The sequence below is a fragment of the Pedobacter heparinus genome (genome assembly GCF_032678725.1).
GTDB classification, from domain to species: Bacteria; Bacteroidota; Bacteroidia; order Sphingobacteriales; family Sphingobacteriaceae; genus Pedobacter; species Pedobacter heparinus_A.
Window position 1 is genome coordinate 217,202 of sequence record NZ_JAVTSC010000010.1, and the last position, 24,018, is coordinate 241,219.

Genomic DNA, 24,018 nt, shown 5'->3' on the forward strand with positions numbered 1-24,018 from the left:
ATTCTATCGCTTAAAATGTTAGTTGAATACCGGTTGTTACAAAAAACAATGGCGGTAGTGTTGTTCCCTGTGTTTCCGGGTCCAGGCCCTTGTAATTGGTAATAGTTAATAGGTTTTGCCCTTGCATATATATTTTTGCTCCTTTTAACTTCGCTTTGGTTGCTAAAGCTGAAGGCAATGCATAGGACAAAGACGTATTTTTTAGCCTGATAAATGACGCATCAGTTATTGCGGCAGTACTTCCTTGGGCCCTTAAATACTCATTAATATTTGAGGTGCTGAATTTTTGAATATTTGTCTGATCGCCACTGTTCTCCCATCTGGCCATTACTGCTACCGGTTGATTTGATAAAGCACCCGGAAAAGAACCAAAACCAGTCAGGTAATTGCGGCCATCTTGCTTTACAAACTGGAAAAGAAAATCGAGCTGGAACCCTTTCCAATTTAAGCTATTGCCAAAACCTCCGCTAAAACGTGGCCCAAGGAATTTGATAGCGGTAAGATCAACTGTATTATAAATGCCATTGTTGTCCGCATCCTTTACCTGATAAAATCCTGTAGCAGGGTTAACGCCCAGATATTCATAGGTCTTGGCTATAGCTAAGGGTTCGCCTACTACGTAAGTACTGGCATAGGATGAACCCGCCAGATTTGGGTAAGAAACCAGCTTATTTTTAAGGAAACTAACATTGAAAGATGTACTCCATTTAAATTTATTGGTTGTAATGTTATGCGTATTCAATTCAAACTCAAATCCTTTGTTCTGCACAACAGCGTCAAGATTGTAAGCGGGGATACTTCCGAAGCCTGTAGAAGATGGAAGTGGATAACCAGCCAATTGATTAGAAGACCTGTTGCGGAACCAAGCGGCACTTACCATGATTTTATCTTTTAAAAATCCAAGTTCCAGTGCCAGCTCTAATTTCCTGTTTTCTTCCCAGCCAAAATCAGGGTTATACAATTGCGTTGGCCCTAAACCTTGGATGCCGTCATAAGATGTAGAAGAGCTGTAAAGATCTAAAAAGGCATAATTTGGGGTTTGATCGCTACCACTTGTACCATAACTACTCCTTAATTTTCCAAAACTAAGTACTTTCACATTATTCTTAATAAATTCCTCTTCCGAGAATATCCAGGCTACACCTGCAGCCGCAAAATTGGCGAACTGCCTGCCTGGGCCGAAACGGCTAGAGGCATCCCGACGACCTGTTAGATTTAATAAATATTTACCTCCATAATCATAATTCAAACGAGCATAAACTGCACTATATCTATATTTGGCAAATGCATAACTATTTGAAACCTGAGCATTAGGTACCGCACTAATATTATCCATCAATGCTTCACTGTTAAATCCTGAAGCAAATTGATAGAGAGATTCTGTATTTTGGTCTTGAAATGTTCCCCCAACCAATGCGTTTATTCGGCTTTTATTAAACTGTCTATGCCAATCTAATTGAGGTTCAATTACCCACGAATTAGTTGAACTGTTGCCAAATCCTGAAGTATTTTGTGAGGATGCCTGCAGATTTGGCCTAAGTGTTCTTATGGGTATCTTACTAACCTCTTTTCTACTTGAGGTGGTGTATCCCATATTTGTCTTAAGTATTAGGTTTCCAATCAATGCATAACTTAAACTTGCATTTGTAACCAAATTATTAGTTCTTGCATCATAAGGTTGCTTGGTAAATTGTAAGGGATTTTGCGTAACACCTGCCGGCCAGCTTAGGTTACTATCTCCATCAAGCAGGTCAGGTGCATTTGGTGCATAAGTAAGTGCCCTTAAAGTTAAATCCTGAACAAATAAATTGGTTGTGCCGATTGCATAATTAACAGAAAGTTGAGCTCTAAATTTTTTATTTAAGGAAGTGTTATTCAAAGTCAAATGACCAGAAGCACGCTGATCTGAAAAATCTCCAGGAAATACCGTTGTTTCTTTGTGATAACCTCCTCCAAATCGGTATTGAGTATTGGCGCTACCTCCCGAAACAGCTAATTGGGCATCTGTATTCCTTGCAGTGCCACCTATTAGTTCTTTTTGCCAGTCAGTATATTTATCGTGATCCCAGGTTCCATTCACATCGTAGGCATTTGCAGGATAAGTTGTGATTCCATCATTTTTATAGGCTTCTTTACGCATCTCAAGATATTGATCGGTATTTAATAATTCCATCTTACGCGTCACTTTTCCAGCACCAGTATATACACTCGCATCAACTTGCATCTGCCCATTTTTTCCCTTTTTTGTGGTAATCAATATTACTCCATTTGCGCCACGCGAACCATAGATGGCTGTTGCGTCTGCATCTTTAAGAACTTCTATTGATTCTATATCTGCGGGATTAATGCTATTGAACGGACTAGACCCCGGTGCTCCAGCCGAATTGCCTGCTCCTGTAGGATAGGCACTTTGGGCTGCATTAGTGTTTAAGGTAGTATTATTAAAGGGAACACCATCAATTAAGTACAGAGGAGTATTTCCATTATTGCCTGCTGATCTTCTTAAACTATTTTGTCCCCTAATTTGAATTTCAAAATTTCCTCCAGGTACACCTGTAGTTTGGGTAATTACTAATCCCGACACTCTTCCGTACAAAGCAGCCAAAGGATTACTAATAGGCTGCCTTGAAATTTCGTCAGCTGTAACTCGGCCAACAGAACCGGTCGATAACCTTCTTTTCTCAGTATAATATCCCTTATTAATCTCCACCTCATTCAAATCAGAACTAGACATCACTAAAATAATATTTCCCATAGTCGTAGCCGCTGCAGCAACTTCCTTAGTAGAGTATCCTATATATGAAATCACTAACACAGAGTTCTCATCAACTCCTGAGATATAAAACACGCCATTCTGATCAGTAATCGCAGATTTATTCATACCTTTCACACTCACATTCGCTCCTGCTATCGGAGCACCATCCTCACCAACAACCTTCCCACGTATATCAACAGTTGCCCAGCGCTCAGCCAGACGATCCAGAAAGGAAGGCGTTTTCTCTTTGATTACAATAGTTTTTTCTTTTATTTCATAACTAAGTGGCTGGCCTTTAAAAACCTGACCTAAGGCTTCTGCCAATTGAAGATCTTTAAATTGCAGATTTATTTTTCCGGCTTTATCTAATTGTTCATCAAGGTATATGACGTCAAAGCCACTTTGGGCTTTGATCTTTTTTAGAATTTGTTGTAGTGATGCATTCCGTTCAGACAAAGTGATTCTTTGTGCAAACGATGATGCACTAACCTGCATAAAGCAGGCGATTAGAATAACTATGATTAATTTCATAATCAATAGTAATTTAGGTGGCAGCCACAAACGCGGCATACCCAGGTTAGAAATATATATTTTCATTACCTTTGTTTGGTTTGAGTTGATTCAAAAATGGTTCGCAAAAATTGTTTTATCCCTTATTGGGAAAGGTTAACTCAAGCTTTTGCCGGATTGTGTTGCAAGCACTTTCCGGCTTCTTTTTTTATTAGCCTATGCTATTCATCATCCCGTTCGTAAATGTCTGTTCATTTGGTTTGGTTTAGTTTCAGTTTAATTGATTTATATATGTTTTATTAGGATGATATCTGGTTATTTACTTACAACTATTGTTTTTCCTTCAATTTTAAAATGCACCCCACCGGTAGTTTCCAAAATCTCAAGTAGTTTTGATACTTGTGCAAATCTGGAAACTGATCCGGTTACTTTCTTGCCTTGTACCTGATCACGATATAAAATGTCTACATTATACCATCTGGCTACCTGTCTTAGAACGGCACCCATTTCTTCGCTTGTGAAGCTGAACTTGCCATTTTTCCATAACACATAGTCATTCGCATCAACTTCTTTTACAGCTATTCCAGAAGCACTTGTGATGGTAGCTTGTTGATTGGGTTTTAATGTTACAGGCCCCTCTCCGGCTACGCCACCTCTCCCCAAAGGGGTAAGGGAAACCACACGCACACTTCCCTCCAACAAAGTAGTCCTTGTACCAGGATCATCATCATAAGCACTGATATTAAAATGCGTACCCAGCACCGTTGTTGTCAAATTTCTGGTAGTTACTACAAAAGGTTGATTTTTATTCCTAAATACTTCAAAGTAGGCTTCGCCGCTTAGTTCAACTAACCGTACACCGCCACGCTCATTTAGCGGCATCGTGTAAGTTAATCTGGAAGCGGCGTTAAGCCATACTTTAGTTCCGTCTGGTAAGGTTACCTGGTAAGTTCCGCCGCGTGGGGTTGTTACGGTTAGCATCCCGAGTCCCGAGGGATCCTTCGCATTCGCTCTGGATGACAAAGGGTCTATAATCGTTCCGTCGTTGTACTTAAGGTTTGCAGCATCAATTATAACCCCACTCTGCTTGTCACTCAACGGAATTGCGGTTCCATCAGGTAAAGTTATGGTCGCAGTGTTTTTACCAGGGGCAATGTCGTTGGCCAGCGGGGATCCTGAAATAAATTCAGGATGACGACCGCCAAACAGGCCAGGTGCATAATATAACCATATTCCTAAGGTAATCGCTGCTACCGCAGCGGCTACGCCCGCTATGCGTGGCCAAAGTTCTACGGGTTTTCTGCCAAGCTGCTTACTTAACTCATTCCATACCTGTCCCAAATCCGTATTAAGTTCATGCTCCTTCAGATTACCCGGTCCCTGTTCTGATTTTATTTTCAAGAACCAGGATTCAAGTAATTGGATCTCTTCCGCAGTGCAATCACCCGATTCATACTTTAACAATAGTAATTTTGCTTCCTTGTTGTCCATAACTTTAGGGTAACATTCCCTTAACTTATAATATAGACCCTCAGCTACCCAGGTATGGCCCAGATAAAAATGAAAATATTTTTAACTAAATTTTTCTATCAAATCTTTTCTTCCTCGTGATTCAGACTCAAACTCAAAATGAACATCGGGATAATAGTATGTAATGTCAATAGTTCCGTTTACATGACTGATGTTCGGAATGTTCTTTATAAAATTGTATTTTGTAAAGAAACATAAATCCCAATTCGGCTCCTTACTATCAACAGTTAAATGCTCAAACTCCCATTCACGTCCCATAAAAGAGATTGAATTATAAAATAAAAGATACTGCTCGTTATTAGAAAGTTGGGCTCTTAATGTTTTTATGTAATCGTACTTTTCCTCATAAACTAGTATATTTTGTTTATCTATATATTTTACAGCTTGATATAAATGACGGAAATAATGTCCAATAGCGTCGTGATGACCATTATAAAATCTCGGATAAGTCCTTTCTTTTAGCAAGGCATTTATAATATCATAGTCTTCCCCTTTGATTACATGCCGGGGTTTTGGCTTCCTCAAATGAATATCTTCCGCAATTTCTGATATAGTTTTCACATCTCGACGGTGCGTAAGCTCTTTCCATAATTTAATATTCTTTTCTTCAGGCAACTTTAAGTATAGATAATAGAAGATCAAGCTTATAAATTTGATTTTATAGGCTTTTACAAATTGAGGTAAAATAGAATACAGACTAGCTATGGAAACACCATAAAAAACAAAACAATAAGCTATATCAAGCCTGGCCATCTCTATCAAATCCAGTTTTGTTCTTCTTTCCTTTATTTTTTTACAGTTAATTAAATAGCCCGCTGTATAAATTTCATTAACTTTCACATTATCAAAAAACGGCTTAATCTCTTTAAAACATGACTCAACTTGGCTGACAATAAAAGCGATTGCGTCTCTTTCCTTAAGAGCGGGAGTATAGTGATTACAGAATACCGAGGCTAGGTTTTTTTGATGTAATTCCACCAAGACAATAAATCTATTTTCTATCTGGGCCTTCATAAATTCCAGCCTTTGTTGCCTGTCAGTTTTCTCCTGCCTTTCTAGTGTAGTTTCGAATTGCTCATGCTGTTTCTGTTGAGCTTTTGACTGAGAACGGAAACTCATATAGATCAATATGGACCCAAAGGCTGCTACTAGAGTTCCCACGACCCCGCCAAAAAAATCCCCCACCTGTCCTGTAGTATCCCATTCTATATCTACTCCTTTATTTAAATAAAGATTTGACATAGACCAAAATACAAAAAATAGAGATATACATACCGTGAGAATTCCGGTAATCCAAAGGGAAACAGTTTGGTATAATTTAATCTTATCTATTCTATATTTTCCAAATGTCCATGCAAATATCAAACTGCATTTATTAAAAAAATTTCTATTTTTCTTCGTTCTTTTAGGAATAATATCTTCGCTTGGTAGCTTTTTGGAGTTAGCTGTTTCGAGTTCGTTTGACATACTGAGCGTTACTTAAAAATATCATACTTTGTTTATAAAATCAAGCAGCAATTTATTGGAAATAATTTTAAAATCCAATTAACGTTAACAATCTAGGAGAAACTATTAAAGTTTTTAAGAAACAGTATTACTTAATTAGGAATTCATAAATAACATCAAATACACAACTAAACCAAGCTTTACCCTTAAAGTTTTCAGTGCATTATTTACCTGGTTTCGTACGGTTTTTTCGGATATATTAAGTTGGGCTGCAATTTCCTTGTGAGACAAACCGCTCTTCCTGCTCAGCTCAAATATCTCCCGCATCCTCTCAGGCAGTTCAGAAATCTCTTTCTCTATAATTTCAATCAACAATTTTTCCCGCACCAGGTGGTCAGTAATACACTCTCCTTTGGTAGCGAAACCAGCCAATGATGAAATATATTTAGACTCTACTTTATGATGCGCTATTGTTTTAAATATCTTGTTCCTAACTAAAGTATACAGGTAACCCGAAAGCTGAGATTTGATCACCAGGCTTTGCCGGCCTGTCCATAACAATTCAAATACCTGCTGCAAAATATCCTTTGCTTCTTCTCTGTCCCGTAATAGGTTAAATGCATGAATATACAATGGTCCTTTAAACCGGTTGTATATTTCGGTAAAAGCACTTGAATCCCCGTCCTTAAGCAAAGCCGCCAGTTCCTGGTCAGTATATGAATTATAAGTTATCATGATAATAGGTTATCCTTACTGTAAATTTACCCATAATTTAAATAACTAACCACAAATTATTCGGTAATAATTTACTTAGTGTAGCGCTTACACTCAGTCATTTACCTTATTAAATGATATTCAAAGAGCATCTATTTCCGACTTGATACATTTCGCATGATGTGAGACTTCATCGTCAAATTTTGTAACTACGAATATTATTTTCAATACCTTTACTACTATACGTTGCACAATTTGGATATTGGAATGCAATGAAAAGCTCTTGTGCAAAATGTTATGAAAACGGATATTTTACCTTAACATCATGGATAAAAAACACTCTCGTAAAAACTTAATGAAAGTTGCCATTAAAGAACATTTGAAATGTACAGAATATCCAAGGGTTGGGGCAGTCATTTCTAAAGAGGGAGTCATTTTATCTACAGGATTTAGAGGAGAAAAATCCGGTATCCATGCTGAACGAATTGCAATTGAAAAACTGAGCTCAGAGGAACTAAATGACTCAATATTGTTCACAACATTAGAGCCTTGTATAAGAGTTCATAATGCACAATCAATAGAATCTTGTTCTGAACTGATAATTAAATCAGGAATTAAAGAGACAATAATTGGTATTTTGGATCCTAATGGTACTGTCTATTCTGAAGGATATAAAAAGCTACTTGAAAATAATATTAGAGTCACCTTTTTTAACAAGAATTTACGAGTGGCAATTGAAGAAAAAAGCTTTGAATATGGTAAAATTGATAAAATAGTTGGGCATGGAAAGAGAAGGATTCCGGTTGTACAAAGTGGTATAAGCATTGACATTCAATTTGCAGAAAACGACACAAGGACAATTAAGATAAGATGGAGTACGCTACAATTCCATCATGGATGCGTTGATTTATTAGGTCAAAACGGATCTATAAGGGCTGCCGCTGGTGCTTCAAAATTCTCTGACATAACTGAGCCTATGATATTTAGATTTCAAAGTCACTTTGCCAGAATGAAGAAAGGAGAGATAGCAATAGTAAAACCTTCAGACGCATCCTTTTGTGTTTTAATTAAGTTATTAGAAATTTACGAAAACGACATACTATTTCAATGGGAAGTTCGAAACGATTAGGAAACGTAGCCTTTACCTTACCTGTTTGCCGGCACCTGAGTATTTACCATTATTAATTTTATAACTGTACTAGTGTTTCATTTTGTGTCTTGAAGAAATAAACTAGTACGATCTTGTACTTAACTTATTATACTATGAACTGCTTACCTTTACAATTAGACGGTGTGGAAACAATCAATATAATCATTTCGGCAGTTATTGGTTTAGCACTTTCATATTTTGCCGCGTGGTCATATGAAAGATTCCAGCACCGTCGAAAAATGAAGGAACAGTGGAAAAAATTTCAACATCTTGAAGGCAACGGCACCTTGTTTGATTGGCAACACTGGGATGTAAAAGATGGGAGAATCGCTGAATGCTCTATAGCCTCATATATGAGATTAAAATATGAAAACGTCGGTGAGTTTCACTATCAGTGGAAAGAGGCGGAAGATGGTGAAATTATGGGTGAAGGCCATATGACATTTGATGATCGCTTTAATGGTAACTTGTATTTCTTTACTACAAACACAATCAGTTACAAATACCGGAATGTTTTCTATCGAAGGATAAAACATTTGGAGAGGAACTATGATGCAATATTTGTTGACGCCGATGACCAAAATAAGAATTATGTAATGATGAGACCAATAGTCTAAGCTACAATTTGTTTGCGAGTGGTAAACAATTTACTTTATTAACTTGTGCTCTACAGTTACAAGACAATTGAAATTCTAACTTATGATAAATCTATACTGGCCAATTTATAAAAATCTTGAAAAAGATGTTTTAGAGATATCCAATCAAGTCCAATTCGATGATCACCAATTGTCAATATATTCAGTTAAAATCTCAGAATTACTGATTAGATGTTCCGTTGAGATTGAAGCAATATCAAAAGATTTGTTTTTAAAAGTCGGTGGCGTAATACCCGCAGAGGGCAATTTATATTTTGACACTCACTGCATTCAACTTCTTGAAGAAAAATGGCTATTAGGCAAGAAGAAAGTACTAGTTTCCGCCACAAATTTTTATTTTCAGGATGAAAAAAATAAAGTTTTATCGCCTTTATACAAAGCTAACCAAAGGGGAACCAGCAGTTGCGAATGGAAACAAGCCTATCAGGCGGTGAAGCACAATAGAACACAAAATCTTAAAAAAGGAAATATTAAGAATTTACTACGAGCCTTAGCTGCCTTATATATTCTTAATATTTATTTTAAGGACGAAGTTTATAGTTTTAAAAGAGACAGTAATACGACTAACTTCCCAATAAATATGGGATCTGATCTATTTGCGATTAAATTACACAGGTTGTTTAAATACGATGGCAAACACAATTACGGTAAAACTGACGATTTTGACGAATGCATATATCTGACAAAATTTACTGAAGATTCATTTAATAAATATCGCGATTCCCATGCCGAAAGTTTCGAAAAGCAGCGAGAACTCTTTTTACAACACCCAAAGTTTAAAGAATACATTAAAACAAATGATATAAAAAACTATAAAGGAAATAATCTAATGTTGGATGTTCTAGGAAAGGAAGATTATAATAAAATTATTACACAAGGCAGCCAAAAACACTTAGAAGCACTAAAAACTACAGAGTATGAAGCAGTGCTAAATAAAAACGATATTTAATGGGATTGTAATTGAACTGTGTCAGCGACATTTTTAAGCATTTTGGAGACTGTAAATTGAACTGTGTCAGTTCAATTTACAGTCCCTCTCAAACTAGTTTAGAGGTAATTCTTCAATAAATAAAAAGTTGTCAAAATAGACTTCGGTTTTGCTAAAATATTTGATTTGACTATTTTTTATCATTTCACCATTGATTTTCCAGCAAATGTTCCATTTATGTTTAGCTGGCGCAATTATAGGTGTTGCCAGCTTTCTGCTTCCATTTTCAAACTTCAGATTCCAAACCCATACCGGGGAATGCTTGTCGGAAAGATAGGATTCTACTGCCCACATTTCAATAATTTCATTGCTGGATTCTGTTATGTTTGGTTCAGCATATTTGGTTAATATTTGATAAAGGTGACGACCTTCGTCATAGTTGTTAAATGGCTCCATTTCTGGTACACTTGGAAAATTCTTAAACCCTATTTTCTTCCATGCATTCTCCGCATCAGATGGTTGACATTGCAATCTTACGGCAATTACTCCTTCGTTTTTTAGACGGCTTAACAGGGCATGGGTTAATATTTTTCCTAAGCCCATTTTCCGAAAGCCTGGCTTTATTTCCGCAATCTGGATCTTTGTCACACGTTCCATATCGAACCATGTTATAAATCCCGACGTCCGTCCGTTTACTGATATTACAGCCATCTTTCGATCATCAAAAGAAAATTGAATGCTGTTCCAGTTACAGAAAAATCCCGATAGCCGAACTTTGTTGTCTTCTTCTATTAACCATTCCTTGATTTCGTTGCATTGTTCAGACGTAGGCTCAAATGAAACATTAATGTTTTGCATATGCTAAAAGTAGCGATTACAGTAAACAAAAAAGTTAGTAATCTTACTTGCCGACTGTAAATTAATTGAACTATTCTAAAATTCTGGAGGTAACCAATTAAATGAATCATCCTCTAAACCCACTGCTACTTGCAAATCAGCGAGGAAAGTGTTCGAGTCCCTTATCGTCTGGGCCACAATAGGAAAGCCCTTAGATGAATCTGAGGTTTTATTGTTCCATTCTCGTGCGTAGACTTTCAAAATCGTTGTTTAACAGTAGCTCGTAAAAGAATAGAACTTCCGCCCAGGTTTTTAACTGCTTTACAACCGGATTTTCAACATCGCCATTAAATATGGCAACCATTTTCATGTTTTTATCTATTTCCAGTATAGTTTCCTCCTCTTCAAACACGGAAACCCAGAACGCCCCATGTTCATCATCCATTTCCTGTAATTCGGTAATTGCATTTTTTACTTCGTCAATACCTATGTTATCCATAGCATCGCCCCAGGCGCATTGTAAGTAATTTTCCATTTGTAGATTTCCGGTGGATAATTAGTTATTGTATTCAGTACTATCAATTACAAATAGCTCATCCCAGGGAACTTTAATGAAGTTATATTCCGCAGCACCTACCAATTCCCTTTCCAAAAAGGAAAACTCCCAACAAAATCTGTCAAATTGCTCGTTATATTCAAAATTGACTAGATATTTATCTAGATTGTAGTGACGTCTTTTGGCTTCTTTTAGTGCAAAATCTTTAATTAAATCTCTGGGAAGAAACGTTTTTTTAATTCCAGCGCCATTCATTGGCCAATTTATTTTTAGTATCTGTCCATAATCGTCTAAATGTAGTGTTATGTTATAACGAATAACGCCTATTGATTCATCTTTCCAATAAAAATTAAGTTCATATTTAGGAACTGGCTCCTGTTTATTATGAAGACGGGCATCTTTAAGAAAAGAGGTAATATTTACGATTTGAGCGTTTACGAAATGAATGGAATCTTTGAACTCCCAGAAGGATTCGTCTATTAATGTTTTAACTTCCTTTTGTATGTTAACTGGTAATTTGTTAAGTGATAACACTGTTTTGGAAGCTTCCTGATAGGTATAGGCTACCCAATCTTCCTCATGGACGATCATTTTTTCCTGGCTAGCCACAGAAAACCAGTGGAAAACCAATACTAGAGCTATAAGACAGGAGCGATTCATTTTCTAAATATATAAAATTTAGAGTTTGAAAACCTAACCTCAATGCAGACCTTACACCATTTCATTTACCCTGAATTTCACAACTTTTGCAATCAGCTTTAAAGGCATTGGCTCGCTAAGAGGAAATTGCACAGAAATAATCAGTAACTTAATCCTACATTAAATGTAAATGAAAAAGTTATTCATATTACTTACCGCAGTTAGTTTACTAAGCTGTTCAGAAGAAGATCTTGGTAAGGGATATTATTATTTACCAGCAGATGAAGCCTTGGATATCGGGTATCCCTATGGGGCTATTGTCTATCAATCAAGTGCAAAAAATAGCTATCAGAACGTACTGATCTACGCAGACGTCGTACAATGTGTTTCAGACAGCCGGTACATTTTAGCAGCGCAAAAACCAAACAAAAGATTAATGGAAAAGTATCATGGGGATCAAAATGACAGCATATTTAATAACAATACGTCTCTCAAAAGTATGTTTAAAAATAAACTGAACTATTACCTGATCGATAAAGAAAGAGACACAATGTATGGCCCTCTATCCGAAAAAGCGTTATTAAAAGCTAAGACAGAACATGGCGTTGAACTCACCTTTGATAGGTAAATTTTATCTAGCATTGCAATACATATGAAATTGATAAAGTCCAGGTATTAAATTTACAACTAACGATAATCGGCTAATTGTGGCGGATACCCCTGCGGCCAGGTGCTGTTGATATCAAAATAAGCAACTACTTCATTGGGCACTTCTTTTCTGGCTTTAGTAAACTGATCAAACCATGTTTTTTCCAAATGCCCGTTGCCATTGGCAAGCCGAACATAATAGGCAAGCATGGCGTTGTAGTAACACCATATGATATCCATTTCCTTTAATGCGCTAAAAATATGATTAAATAGCGGGGCTTCTAAATCTTTAGGGATCGGGTTTAAACAAGGAGAGTAACCAAAATATCGCTTGTGGGCATTTTTTATAAATCCGGCTCTTTTACCGGCATTGTTCAATATATCAGGGTACTCCATAAGGCATTCAAATCCGAATGGTTCATTGTTCTTGGTTATTGCAAAAAAACCACTGGTTTTTATGGCATCTAATGCCAGGCACAAAATCTTAGCCATATCTGCAGTTGCATCAACATGTCTGCTGCCATGCAATTTTTCATATTCTTCAAGGCTCTTTAATTTCGGATCGGGTGTCTGGCCAATTTTATCCTTATTCCAAAAAAAATGGAACATTTCCGCATGCAGGTCAAGAACGTATTCTTTTTCAAGCGGCCGGTTATAAATCAAAAAGTAAGGGCTTTTATCAAATCCTTCCGGGGCCAGCTGCTCGAGTAATGTGGGTATGCCCATAAACAGTTTAACCAATAGGTCTTCTAAAACTTTTGAAGGGTCAAAAGATAGCATTGTCATAGTTTTTGAATGAATTATATTTTTTGTTAGTTGATTAAATATAATCAGACTTATTGAGCTGGCCAAATTAAATGGTATAGAATTAACTCAGCTTAGCTGCTTTTTAAGAACAAAGATTTGTAATTATTGTCAATATATTGACTTGATTATTAGTGTGTTATGTAAAATATATTTGAAATTTTGCTGTTTTGTTAAGTTGAATTTGAATACATTTGCTGTGATTGACTTTATTCTTAATAATATGTATTTTTGTAACATGCAAACATTAATTGTTCAACCGAAAGACCGCAAGGAGCTGGCCGCTGTAAAAGCTGCGCTAAAAGCTTTGGGCGTTTCCTTTAAAAAGGAAGAGGTTGAACCTTACGATCCTGAGTTTGTGGCTAAGATTGAAAGAAGTAAAGCCGAGGCGAGAGCTGGTAAAACAACAACAATCGAACCCGCAGACATATGGAAATTAGGTTAACCGATCCTGCTAGAGAGGAGATAAAACGGTTTTTGCATTCCGGCAAAAAGAATGTGGTTAAGAAAATCGAAACCTTACTAGAGGAAATCAAGCACTCGCCATTTGAAGGCACAGGTAAACCAGAGGCATTAAAACATCATCTTTCAGGAATGTGGTCCAGACGCATCAATAAGGAACACCGGATTGTTTATGAAGTGATTGATGATGTGGTTTTGATTCACTCTGTAAAAGGACATTATTGATCAAACACATGGTTTTTTATGATACAAATAATCAGGAATGCTTAAATGGTACGGCTGAAATTGCAACTACCAAAAATACTTTGATTATGGATCAGGAAGTTCAAAAAAAGATAGACGATTTAATTAAGATGGCCAAAAATTGTGGAATAAAATCTACAGGGAAAAAGGCCAGCTCGATGTGCAACGATGGGCTGTCTAAAGTCATCCGTTCGAAACGAGATGCAGATATTTTTAGGGCCGATTAAATGCAATTACCAGCCAATCTAAATAACCTTAATGGGTACAATTACACTTCAGATTCCTGATTTTCTTGAGGTAGATCGTCAGGATACAGTACGGTTTATTGCAGCCAAATTGTATGAGTCGGGCAAGTTGACACTTGGCCAGGCTCAGGTGACAGGTATGCCCAAATGGGAGTTTGCAGAGATTCTGATTAAGTATGATGTGCATTATTTGGACCAGAGTGCATCAGAGGATCTTAAGGCATTAGGTTAGATGCAGGAAAATAAAAGCACCTCCCTACTGGAACAAGGACGTTATTTTAGGCAATTACGCGTATTACTGCAATTAAGAAACTTAAACAAAACAGCAATTAAAGATATGGCACTGACAGGTAAAATATTCAAAGAAGAAAAAGACATCTTATATATCAGAGGCGAAATGAAAGGCGAGCACAAAAAAGCCGTTGAAATCGCGAAAAACTTTAAAGAGCTTGGTGTAGCTATAGAAGACATTGCTAAAGGCACCGGCCTTACCATCGAAGAAATCCAATCTCTCTAATACCCCTACCCTTAGTAAAGCCAATTAAAGATCCTTCATGGTAATCCATGATAGAATTTACTAGAAACAGCTACCAGGTGCATGACATACAAAATGAAATATATCACCTAAAATTATACAAATCCACCCCTTTCCAGGCAATATAACCCAGCCTGGCACATTTACAGCCAACGATATCTATTATGAATCCCTGCACATGGTTTACCACCATCCAACGAATGGCATAATGATTAAAACCATTATTCACACTGCCCGGGACAAGGCCATCCGCGCAGTAGATACCGAGCGGGTACTGATGTACTGGCACATCGGCCAGCGAATTTTCCTGGAAGAGCAGGAAGGAAAAGACCGCGCTGATTACGGGAAGTTTTTGATTAAGACCCTTTCGGAGCAGTTACAACCAGAGTTTGGAAGTGGTTTTTCAAGAAGGCACATTGAGACATGTCGACAATTTTACAGGACATTTCCAATTGCGCACACACTGTGTGCGCAATTGAGTTGGAGCCATTATCGATTATTGTTAACCTTTGAAAATCAAAACAATAGAGATTTTTATATCGCCGAAACTGTAAAAAACAACTGGTCAGTTCGTCAGCTAGAAAGACAAATCAACAGCAATCTCTTCGAGCGGCTTTTAATGAGCAATGACCAGGAGTCAGTCATGGCAGTTGCAAACCAGGAGCAACAACCTACCGACGCCAAACAGATCATTAAAGATCCAATGTATCTCGAATTCCTTGGCCTAAAAAGAGAATCTTCTTACTACGAAAAGGACCTGGAATCTGCCATCATCACTCACCTACAGGAATTTTTGTTAGAACTTGGAAACGGATTTGCATTTGTTGCCAGGCAAAAAAGAATACATATAGGCGGTGATGACTTTTACTGCGACCTGGTATTATATAACAGATTACTTTCCTGCTTCGTAATTCTGGAAATCAAAAAGAATAAACTTACACATGGCGATATTGGCCAGATGCAGATGTATGTAAACTATTACGACCGCATTGAAAAACTGCCAACTGAAAACCCTACAATTGGTATCCTTCTTTGTGCCAATAAAAATGATGCGGTAGTTAAGTTCACCCTGCCCGAAAACAACCAAACCATTGTTGCCAGCAAGTATCAGTTGTACCTGCCAACAGAACAGCAGTTAATTGCAGAAATCAATAAAGAAATAAAAAACCACGAAGAATAAGGGACAAGCCAATCAGCCGGGGTTACAAGACCTGCTCTGACACACCGGGGCTAAAAAATTGCCCCGGTAATTTTGAATTTAAGGTTAAATGAAAACCCTGACTTCTACTTTTCTTGATTTATGGGCTATCTGACATGCTTTTTAGCGCTGTAACAGCCGTTAAAATTTATTTAATAAAAAAAGCAAAGGGCAAACTGGTTGCCCTTTGCTTTTTTAATATTGATGGATTGTTTTATTATCGTTAACCTGACATTTAATATGAAAGTAGCATTAACGCCTGTCAATAGTCCTGAAGACCTGGAATTTGAAGAACATAGATTCTATGTCGAAATGGGATTAATTATACGGAACTGCAGGAGAGCAAAAAATTTCTCTCAGGAATATATGGCCGCAAAGCTTAAAATCTCTCAAAATGCATATAGCAAAATAGAAACGGGGAAATGCAGCTGCTCAGTTTATCGGCTGGCAGGTATTTTAACCTTATTAGATCTGGAGCCTCAAAATATATTGATTGCAAGGAGAAAACACCTCCCCCATCTGGAAATGAGTAAAATATAGCGCCCAGCTATATTTTATAGCTACCCGCTATGGTTTAAACCCTGAGGCTATATGAATCCTGTTTACAGTCCAAATCACATGCTTTAGCTTTAGTATACTGAATATTCCTTTAGCCTTCATCGGCTAAACCGATGACTTGTAGTATTGATCAAACCAAAAGCAATGAAACAAAAATCACCTTCTAAGCCTAATTGGGGCCTAAGTTTTGGCACACTGAAGTTATCCCTGCTGCTGGCTGTCTTTTGGATGCCGGTTTATGGGCAGCAGGAACTTCCCAATCAAACACCACCGTCTCCTACTTCGATGTTGTTTCAAAAATATGGAGACTATCCGGTTAGTCAATATACTGGAATACCAGACATTAAGATACCCATCTATACAATTAAAGAAGGAGATATCACGGTACCCATCTATCTTAGTTTTCATGCTGCAGGGCTAAACCTGGATGACCAGCCAGGTATAATTGGAACCGGCTGGACCTTACATACAGGTGGTTTGATAACAAGAACGATAAATGGACTTCCAGACGAGCATGAAGGAGTGACTATACCCGATTTCAGCAGTAACTATGAGAATCGTTATTTCGAGATGTATGATGCGTATAGAAATTATCTATCCGATCATGAGTTGGATCTTTATAGTTATAATTTCCTTGGAAGATCAGGTAAATATATCCCCTCGGCATTTTATGTGTTAGATCCGAATGCTACCGAATTTAGTCCATTCAAGTTAAAAGAAGATAATTTGATTTTTAGTACCCCTACATCTATTCTTGATGAGAATGGTATATCGTATAACTTTGGAGGGGAAAATTACGAAGAGTACCAGGAATTCCAACCAAGCAACTTCCCTTTACCTTTATCGGCAATCGCTACCTGGCATTTGGGAAGTATTATTTCTACCCGTTATCCGGGCATGGGGGTCGGCTATCAATATCAGCAAGGTCCGATGTACATCACTCGTCCCCCAGCTAAGTTTATTATGGATGATTATTTTTTTCAGGATTATGCCCCAGGTAATACTGTTTTTTACGAAGATTTATTTCCCTATTCGGTTCCAAATAATGATCGCATAGAATGGGCTCCTTTCGCCCGTAATTACTATACCCGCGTTCCACAACGGATTAGTTTTTCAGAAGGTTATCTTCTTTTCCATTTAAATTCATCTAAGTATTTGGAAAGGATTGAAATTTTCAACAAAGACAATCAGCTTTTGCGCACTATTAGTTTAGATTCAGATAACTTTCCTTCGTCAAGCTACAGGAGGTTGAAATCGGTAATATTTAAAGATGCACTAGGTGCAGAGCAGGAACGTTACAGTTGCGCTTATTATGCTGAGGGCGCAGGCGTAGGGACAAGTAATGGTAAAGATTATTGGGGTTTTTACAATGGACAGCCTTATCTCGGTGATTACACTTTACGTATCCCTAATTTCACATTTGAATATATGAGCAATGGATCCCATGGATATGGAACAAGGTTTTTTTCTGATTTTCAAAATAGGGATCCAAGTGTGGAGTACACTAAAACCTATATGCTTCAACGAATTACCTACCCCACTGGTGGTTATACGGTATTTGATTATGAGGGAAACAGCACTGGTATGCCGAAAGCTGTGGGTGGATTAAGGATCAAGAATATATCAAGTTATGATCGTGGCGGAGAGCTGGCCAGCAGTAAAAGCTATACTTATCATTCTGCAACATCTCCTGAACTATCTGTAGAAAAGGAACTCTTTTTAGAGCATTCAGTGGTAGCCCTCACTACACTTGGCGAAGGCCGTCGCAGGACAATTTCAGAATCAGCCCCCGTTAGTCTCTTTCCCAAAGGAGCACCAGTAGGCTATTATGAAGTGATAGAGACAGAAGGAGAAACTACTACCCGATATAGTTTTGACGACGGAGAGGCCTATGTTTACGAAGCGCTCAATTCTCAGTCTAACTCTATTCCCGGTGACGGATCAGTACCGAGTTTTCGAATTTTTGGTAATCATTATAAGCCCTGGAATTTTGGAGACCTGTGGGCTAAAGAAATTTCAGGTCCTGGTTTCAAGAGAACGGAAATTTATGATTACGAGTCTTTTATAAAAAACACGGTGCATGATGTAGTGATGAACCAGACTGGCTTTGTTGTATATACTGGCACACTTAACCAGTATAATGAACCCTATTGGCACCAATATTATGGCAGTTTATATAATTTCGCCAACCGATACCATTATTCGGGTGTTAAACGCCTGAGTAAAAAGGTTATTTGGGAAAAAGGGAGTGATAATAAGGAAATTACCACAACTGAAAACTATCAATACAACAATACATCCTATCCTATGCAGGTTACCTCTAAGACTGACACCAACAGCCGCGGAGAGGTAATCAAGACCCAATTTACCCATGCTAATGACTATATATCTAACCCGGTATATGCCGATATGGCGCTTAGAAATCGGATCGCCGAACCTGTAGAACAGGTGGAGACCAATATTACGCTAAACAATACTGAGATCAAAAGGACAAAACTGGACTATGATTTTTTTAATCCAACATCTCCTGATCCAGGTACAGTGCAGTTAAAAGCAATAAAAGAGTCTGTAGGAGGTGGCACTTTGGAGACAGAGGCAGTTGTGGAACGCTATGACAGCCGTGGACATATTTTGCAGCAACGTGGTAAGGACGGAGTACCTATCAGCTTCATATTTGGTTACGGGCAATTGCAACCAGTGGCGAAAATTATAGGGGCAGATTATGATTCGGCTATTGCGTTGGTTAGCCAGTCGTATCTGGACAACTACCTGTCTGTTACAGAAGATGATATACGTACTCACCTTTCTGCATTACGCGCAGGGCTTGTTGGGGCGCAAGTGATTACATATACCTATAAGCCGGGAGTTGGAATGAGCAGTGAAACCAACGCCCGTGGCCAGACGGTCTATTATGAATACGACAACTTCCAGCGACTAGTAACTGTAAAAGATCATGAAGGTAAAATATTGAAGAGTTATAATTATCAACTAAAGCATTAAAGATGAGCAAGATTTTATTTATGTCCATAGTCAGCTTATTGCTAGGCGCGAAATTGCAGGCACAACAAATACCTGATTCAATAAAATACAAAGTACAGCAGGTACATTATCAACGGCTTTTACATATAGATAATACAAAAGCTCGCAAAGTGGCGGAAATTCAGGGAAATCACCAGGATCAAGTTTCGGCATTATTTGGGCGGATCGACCTTGACCCCAAGGCAAAAACATTGAAAATTAAGATGTTGGATAGTCTACGTATGGGTCAGTTGCGAACCATTCTGGATCCTAAGGATCTAATTATTTTGAACAAAGGAAATGGCAGCCCCAGATAAGATAACAGGAAACAAAATCCACGGTCAAAAATTAAGTCTCTATCTATGAAGAAGTATTCATTTCAGCTGGCTCTTTTGCTTTTAGCCACCTATTCCGTAAAGGCCCAGCATATTCTCCTGGATCAGCCTCAAACCACAGGCCTGCATACAGCCACTGGCAGTATCAGGCTTATGCCAGGCTTCAGTACAGGCAATAGCTTCCAGGCTTACGTTATGAACTGGGCGCCTAACTGCACTGCTCTCAATGTATCGCCCAACACCAACCAGAACTATATCATCAGCTATACCCCCAATAATCCCTTTACTTCATCAAGTGGTTTTCCAACAGCCGGAGCCTGTGATGTTCAGGCTGATATTGCCTATTATGATGGTCTGGGACGGCCTTTGCAAACGGTGCAGGTTAAAGGCAGCCCTTTGGCAGATAATGATATTGTAACACCGGTAGTGTACGACAACTACGGACGGGAAGTTAAAAAATACCTCTCCTATGCCAGCGCCAGTAATGATGGCAGCTATAAAACCACAGCGCTAACGGATGTGATCAGTTATTATGGCAGTCCTACACCGGCTCCCGGGCAGCACCAAACATTTAGCACTCCCTTTGCCGAAACAAAGCTGGAATCTTCCCCATCCAGCCGCCCCTTAGAACAAGGCGCTCCCGGTGCCAGCTGGCAATTAGGAGGTGGACATACGATCTTGGCCAGCTATGGTGCCAATTCAACAGGTGAAGTGCCGCTATGGACGGTTTCCGGAACTGGTGCTGTAACAACTGGCGCCTATATGGCTAATCAACTTTATCGCACTGAAACTACAGATGAGAATGGCAATAAGAGTATCATTTACAAGGACAAAAATGATAAGGTTTTAGTTAAAAAGATACAGGAATCTGTAAGTAGCTACCTTTCCACACATTATATATATGATGAGTTTGGCAATCTGCGCTTTGTATTGCCACCTGCAGTAAGTCCGGTGAGTTTTGATGAGACCAGCACATCTTTTAATCAATTTATTTATGCTTACCAGTACGACAGCCGGAACCGTATGGTTAAAAAGAAAATTCCGGGAAAGGGCTGGGAAAGCATGGTGTACGATACACATGACCGGTTGGTGGCCACACAGGATGCCATACAAGCTGTTTCCTCATTTTGGACATTTACCAAATACGATAAATTTGGCAGGATAATTCAGACAGGAGAAGTTACTGACGGCCGCAGTGCAGCTGCTCTGGCTGGCTATGTAGCTGGCTTTAACCCTAACTTTGAAACTGCCAGCAGCACCGATCCTGAAGGCTATACCCGCAATGCCTGGCCACAGAGCTGGAATAAGCTGTATACCGTGAATTATTATGACGGCTATAGCTTTCCGGGCCATCCTGGAACCAGCTACAATGCAACAGCAACCGGAGTGAGCAGTAGCGTGAACGGTCTGCTTACTGCTTCACGGGCGCGGAACCTGGACACAGGAGATATGTACTGGACAGTTAACCACTACGATCAGAAAGGACAGGTGAGGGAGGTAATTGCTCAAAATCATATGAGTGGCATCGACCGGACCATCAACGATTATAACTTTACCGGACAGGTTACAAAAGCAAGCCGCAATCACAGCAGCAGCACAGTAAGCAGCTTGCCGATTATTACCAGTTACGCCTACGATCACCGGGGAAGAAAAGTGGAGACCAGCCAGCAGATTAATGGCGGAACCGAGGTGCTGTTGAGCAAACTGGAATACGCGCCCACCGGGCAGCTGATTACCAAAAGACTGCATAACCAAATGCAAACTACAGACTACACCTATAATGAACGGGGTTGGCTGAAAACAAGCAACGCTCCGGAATTTAGTATGGAGCTCAAATATCAGGATGCCTTAAATAGCGTTGCTGCTCAATACAATGGAAATATAGCCAATCAGGTATATACCAATGCCGGAGTTAGTAGTACATTCAATTATAATTACGACAATTTGAACAGGTTAACCCGGGGAGAGATATCTCCATCGGTTAAGAGTGAAGCGCTCAGTTATGATGTAATGGGTAATATCAGTAGCTTGAATCGGGATAATACCGGTGCAAATTCTTATGCTTACTGGAATGGGGGCAACCAATTGCGTTCAATCGCCAATGTGACGGTGGCAGATTACCAGTACGATGCCAATGGCAATGCAACTACCGATGGAAGGAAGGGTGTTACTATTGGTTACAATACCTTGAACCTGCCTTCTACAGTAACCGGAGTTGGGTTGAGTATGACCTATACTTATGATGCGACAGGAACAAAGCTAAGAAAAGTGAGCAATATGGAGGCCACCTCAGACTATGTTGATGGCATACAATATACCGGAGGGGTAATTGAATTTATCATGACTGAAGAAGGTAAAGCGAGAAGAAATAATGGTACACCTGATAATTACAGTTATGAATATAACCTGACCGATCATTTGGGCAATGTGCGGTATACTTTCAATCAGCATCCCTCATTAGGAACATTACAAGAGTTGCAAACAGATAATTATTACCCCTTTGGTAAAAGATTTGCAGATGGCGGGGTAAATAAATATCTTTATAATGGCAAGGAGTTGCAGAGTGAGCTGGGACAGCTCGATTATGGGGCAAGGTTTTATGATCCGGAGATAGGGAGATGGAATGTGGTGGATCCTTCATCTGAAGAAGGGGATCAGGAAAGCTTGACACAATATCAGTACGGGATGAATAACCCGGTTAGATACGATGATCCTGATGGACGATGTCCGACTTGTATTACTGGAGCTATTGGTGCTGTTGCCGGTGGTTTAATAGGTGGTTTAATCGAAGGAGGATCTCAGCTATATAATAGCGGGAGAATTACTAGTTGGAAGGCTGTTGGAGGAAGTGCATTGCAAGGTGCTATCACCGGTGGTGTAGCTGGCCTTACAGGGGGAACTAGTTTACTTGCAAGTGTTGGAGCAAATGCGGGAGCAAATATTGTTGGCGGTGCTGTCAATAGAGCTGTTCAGGGTCAGGGCACAACATTAAAGGACGTTGCAATAGATGGAGCAATAGGCGGAGGCTTTGCTGCTGCGGGAAAAGCCGCAGGTGCTTTAGTTGAAAATGGATTAAATAAATTATCAAATCAAGCTAAAGGAGCATTAGGTGAAGCAGTTACTAAGGCTAAATATGGTGCGAGTGGCTACGTAAGCAACGGTGAGGCCGTAGTTGCTACAGGACGTAAAACTGCTACTGGACTTGAACAGGTTGCTAAATATGATCATAATATGAAAAATATTTTTACGGGTAAACAATTGACTGTTGAAAGTAAATTTAATACATCTGGATTAACAAGCAATCAGCGCGCGGCTCTAAAGAATGTAACCACGCCAGGCGGAGCAATTGTTAACAGAACAACCAGCCAGCAATTGGGTAAGACTGCACAACGTGTAGTAACAGGAACAGGCGGACAGGTAAAAAGGAATTAATATGGGACTATTTTATAAGGTATCACCTAAAAAATCATTAGAAATCCGTAATGAAATTTTTTTAAAGAATGGTATTCCGGCATTAAAAAAAAACGGGTTTGAGCAATCACCTTTTCCAGAAAAACTATTTGGCAAAAATAATTTAGGAGATTATACTTATGAGCTTTGTAGGCTAAATTCAGGATCGCATCTGGAAGCGATTACAACACATATATCTAAAGGTGACAATTGGATAAAGATCTATTTAAATGTTTTTGAATTAAAGCCGACTTTAAAAACCCTTGATCCATTGAAAGGTACGGACGGTATGCAGTTTAGCCTTCCTCCAAATACTCTAACGAGAATGCGTCTTAGGGTAGACGATTTTGAAGGTATGCCGCTTCTTAATACTGTTGAGCACAAAATAAAATCTTTTTATACGGAAAGCGGCTTTCAAGAAAGAGTAGATGAGTTAAGCAAGCTGATTGAAGACGATCTAAGTAATATCGACTCTTTTATAAAGAGGTGGCATGAACTTCATCAGCCAATGGTAACCGACTGGGAGGGTAAAAAGATCGAGTTATTTTGAACTTATATAGTGACGGCGATGTTATGTTGGTCGCTCCTACCCGACCATCTGACTTTAATTTAAGAATATTCCTTGAAGAGCAAGAAGGAAAAGACCGCGCTGATTACAGGAAGTTTTTGATTAAAACACTTTCCGGAGATAGGGTGATGGAATGTGGTGGATCCGTTGGCGGAGCAGATGCCCAGGCATTTTCCTTATAACTATGTATTTAATAACCCTCTTAGGTTTAAACAGGAGATCATATGACAAAA

At 38.7% G+C, this 24,018-nt stretch carries 24 protein-coding genes; 16 read left to right on the plus strand and 8 right to left on the minus strand.

Annotation, left to right across the window (positions count from 1 at the left end):
• Nucleotides 1–10: 10 nt before the first annotated feature.
• From R2Q85_RS16250 to R2Q85_RS16265, 4 genes are all read right to left on the minus strand, one after another.
• A complete protein-coding gene (locus tag R2Q85_RS16250) occupies nucleotides 11–3,352 on the minus strand; it encodes a SusC/RagA family TonB-linked outer membrane protein (RefSeq protein WP_316812859.1) in 3,342 nt (1,113 codons plus the stop codon).
• A gap of 228 nt (nucleotides 3,353–3,580) precedes the next feature.
• Nucleotides 3,581–4,756: a FecR family protein gene (locus R2Q85_RS16255; protein ID WP_316812860.1), complete on the minus strand. Its 1,176-nt coding sequence runs from the start codon at nucleotides 4,754–4,756 to the stop codon at nucleotides 3,581–3,583.
• 81 nt (nucleotides 4,757–4,837) lie between these two features.
• Complete coding sequence (locus tag R2Q85_RS16260; protein ID WP_316812861.1) at nucleotides 4,838–6,262, minus strand: putative phage abortive infection protein; 1,425 nt, start codon at nucleotides 6,260–6,262, stop codon at nucleotides 4,838–4,840.
• Between the two features lie 135 nt (nucleotides 6,263–6,397).
• On the minus strand, nucleotides 6,398–6,976 hold the full coding sequence (locus R2Q85_RS16265) for an RNA polymerase sigma-70 factor (RefSeq protein ID WP_316812862.1): 579 nt from the start codon (nucleotides 6,974–6,976) through the stop codon (nucleotides 6,398–6,400).
• A 304-nt stretch (nucleotides 6,977–7,280) separates the two neighbouring features.
• On the opposite strand from R2Q85_RS16265, the gene R2Q85_RS16270 reads away from it, so the two are divergent.
• From R2Q85_RS16270 to R2Q85_RS16280, 3 genes are all read left to right on the plus strand, one after another.
• Nucleotides 7,281–8,084, plus strand: a complete 804-nt coding sequence (locus R2Q85_RS16270; protein WP_316812863.1) for a deaminase — start codon at nucleotides 7,281–7,283, stop codon at nucleotides 8,082–8,084.
• Nucleotides 8,085–8,218: 134 nt separating this feature from the next.
• Nucleotides 8,219–8,722 (plus strand): LapA family protein, encoded by a 504-nt coding sequence (locus R2Q85_RS16275; protein WP_316812864.1) that lies wholly within the window; start codon nucleotides 8,219–8,221, stop codon nucleotides 8,720–8,722.
• An 82-nt stretch (nucleotides 8,723–8,804) separates the two neighbouring features.
• On the plus strand, nucleotides 8,805–9,710 hold the full coding sequence (locus tag R2Q85_RS16280; RefSeq protein ID WP_316812865.1) for a hypothetical protein: 906 nt from the start codon (nucleotides 8,805–8,807) through the stop codon (nucleotides 9,708–9,710).
• A gap of 93 nt (nucleotides 9,711–9,803) precedes the next feature.
• Here the strand turns inward: R2Q85_RS16280 and R2Q85_RS16285 are convergent, their stop codons facing one another.
• The 3 genes from R2Q85_RS16285 to R2Q85_RS16295 form a co-directional block, all read right to left on the minus strand.
• Nucleotides 9,804–10,547, minus strand: a complete 744-nt coding sequence (locus R2Q85_RS16285; RefSeq protein WP_316812866.1) for a GNAT family N-acetyltransferase — start codon at nucleotides 10,545–10,547, stop codon at nucleotides 9,804–9,806.
• 208 nt (nucleotides 10,548–10,755) lie between these two features.
• Nucleotides 10,756–11,061, minus strand: coding sequence for a hypothetical protein (locus R2Q85_RS16290; protein ID WP_316812867.1), 306 nt, complete (start codon nucleotides 11,059–11,061; stop codon nucleotides 10,756–10,758).
• Nucleotides 11,062–11,082: 21 nt separating this feature from the next.
• Nucleotides 11,083–11,673 carry a hypothetical protein gene (locus R2Q85_RS16295; protein ID WP_316812868.1) on the minus strand — a complete coding sequence of 197 codons (591 nt, stop codon included), beginning with the start codon at nucleotides 11,671–11,673 and terminating at the stop codon, nucleotides 11,083–11,085.
• Between the two features lie 238 nt (nucleotides 11,674–11,911).
• Between R2Q85_RS16295 and R2Q85_RS16300 the strand changes: the two genes are divergently transcribed.
• Entirely contained in the window at nucleotides 11,912–12,349 is a 438-nt protein-coding gene (locus R2Q85_RS16300; RefSeq protein ID WP_316812869.1) for a DUF3997 domain-containing protein, read from the plus strand.
• A 59-nt stretch (nucleotides 12,350–12,408) separates the two neighbouring features.
• Here the strand turns inward: R2Q85_RS16300 and R2Q85_RS16305 are convergent, their stop codons facing one another.
• Nucleotides 12,409–13,155: a hypothetical protein gene (locus R2Q85_RS16305; RefSeq protein ID WP_316812870.1), complete on the minus strand. Its 747-nt coding sequence runs from the start codon at nucleotides 13,153–13,155 to the stop codon at nucleotides 12,409–12,411.
• Nucleotides 13,156–13,411: 256 nt separating this feature from the next.
• On the opposite strand from R2Q85_RS16305, the gene R2Q85_RS16310 reads away from it, so the two are divergent.
• The 12 genes from R2Q85_RS16310 to R2Q85_RS16365 all read left to right on the plus strand — a co-directional run bounded on the left by R2Q85_RS16310 (nucleotide 13,412) and on the right by R2Q85_RS16365 (nucleotide 23,967).
• Entirely contained in the window at nucleotides 13,412–13,618 is a 207-nt protein-coding gene (locus tag R2Q85_RS16310) for a DUF2683 family protein (RefSeq protein WP_316812871.1), read from the plus strand.
• Nucleotides 13,603–13,860 (plus strand): Txe/YoeB family addiction module toxin, encoded by a 258-nt coding sequence (locus R2Q85_RS16315; protein WP_316812872.1) that lies wholly within the window; start codon nucleotides 13,603–13,605, stop codon nucleotides 13,858–13,860. Before R2Q85_RS16310 ends, R2Q85_RS16315 begins: the two co-directional genes overlap by 16 nt.
• Nucleotides 13,857–14,105: a hypothetical protein gene (locus R2Q85_RS16320; protein WP_316812873.1), complete on the plus strand. Its 249-nt coding sequence runs from the start codon at nucleotides 13,857–13,859 to the stop codon at nucleotides 14,103–14,105. Before R2Q85_RS16315 ends, R2Q85_RS16320 begins: the two co-directional genes overlap by 4 nt.
• A 31-nt stretch (nucleotides 14,106–14,136) precedes the next feature.
• Nucleotides 14,137–14,355 carry a UPF0175 family protein gene (locus tag R2Q85_RS16325; RefSeq protein ID WP_316812874.1) on the plus strand — a complete coding sequence of 73 codons (219 nt, stop codon included), beginning with the start codon at nucleotides 14,137–14,139 and terminating at the stop codon, nucleotides 14,353–14,355.
• Nucleotides 14,356–14,640 carry a hypothetical protein gene (locus R2Q85_RS16330; RefSeq protein ID WP_316812875.1) on the plus strand — a complete coding sequence of 95 codons (285 nt, stop codon included), beginning with the start codon at nucleotides 14,356–14,358 and terminating at the stop codon, nucleotides 14,638–14,640.
• A 226-nt stretch (nucleotides 14,641–14,866) separates the two neighbouring features.
• Nucleotides 14,867–15,838, plus strand: a complete 972-nt coding sequence (locus R2Q85_RS16335) for a YhcG family protein (RefSeq protein ID WP_316812876.1) — start codon at nucleotides 14,867–14,869, stop codon at nucleotides 15,836–15,838.
• A gap of 258 nt (nucleotides 15,839–16,096) precedes the next feature.
• Nucleotides 16,097–16,396, plus strand: a complete 300-nt coding sequence (locus R2Q85_RS16340; RefSeq protein ID WP_316812877.1) for a helix-turn-helix transcriptional regulator — start codon at nucleotides 16,097–16,099, stop codon at nucleotides 16,394–16,396.
• A 162-nt stretch (nucleotides 16,397–16,558) separates the two neighbouring features.
• The gene (locus R2Q85_RS16345) at nucleotides 16,559–19,414 is read left to right on the plus strand and encodes a hypothetical protein (protein WP_316812878.1); all 2,856 of its coding nucleotides are present in this window, start codon (nucleotides 16,559–16,561) and stop codon (nucleotides 19,412–19,414) included.
• Between the two features lie 2 nt (nucleotides 19,415–19,416).
• Nucleotides 19,417–19,749 carry a hypothetical protein gene (locus R2Q85_RS16350; RefSeq protein WP_316812879.1) on the plus strand — a complete coding sequence of 111 codons (333 nt, stop codon included), beginning with the start codon at nucleotides 19,417–19,419 and terminating at the stop codon, nucleotides 19,747–19,749.
• Between the two features lie 45 nt (nucleotides 19,750–19,794).
• Nucleotides 19,795–23,199, plus strand: a complete 3,405-nt coding sequence (locus tag R2Q85_RS16355; RefSeq protein ID WP_316812880.1) for a DUF6443 domain-containing protein — start codon at nucleotides 19,795–19,797, stop codon at nucleotides 23,197–23,199.
• A gap of 1 nt (nucleotide 23,200) precedes the next feature.
• Complete coding sequence (locus R2Q85_RS16360) at nucleotides 23,201–23,767, plus strand: hypothetical protein (RefSeq protein ID WP_316812881.1); 567 nt, start codon at nucleotides 23,201–23,203, stop codon at nucleotides 23,765–23,767.
• Nucleotides 23,764–23,967 (plus strand): hypothetical protein, encoded by a 204-nt coding sequence (locus R2Q85_RS16365; RefSeq protein ID WP_316812882.1) that lies wholly within the window; start codon nucleotides 23,764–23,766, stop codon nucleotides 23,965–23,967. The genes R2Q85_RS16360 and R2Q85_RS16365 overlap by 4 nt, the downstream gene beginning before the upstream one ends.
• The last annotated feature ends 51 nt before the right edge of the window (nucleotides 23,968–24,018 follow it).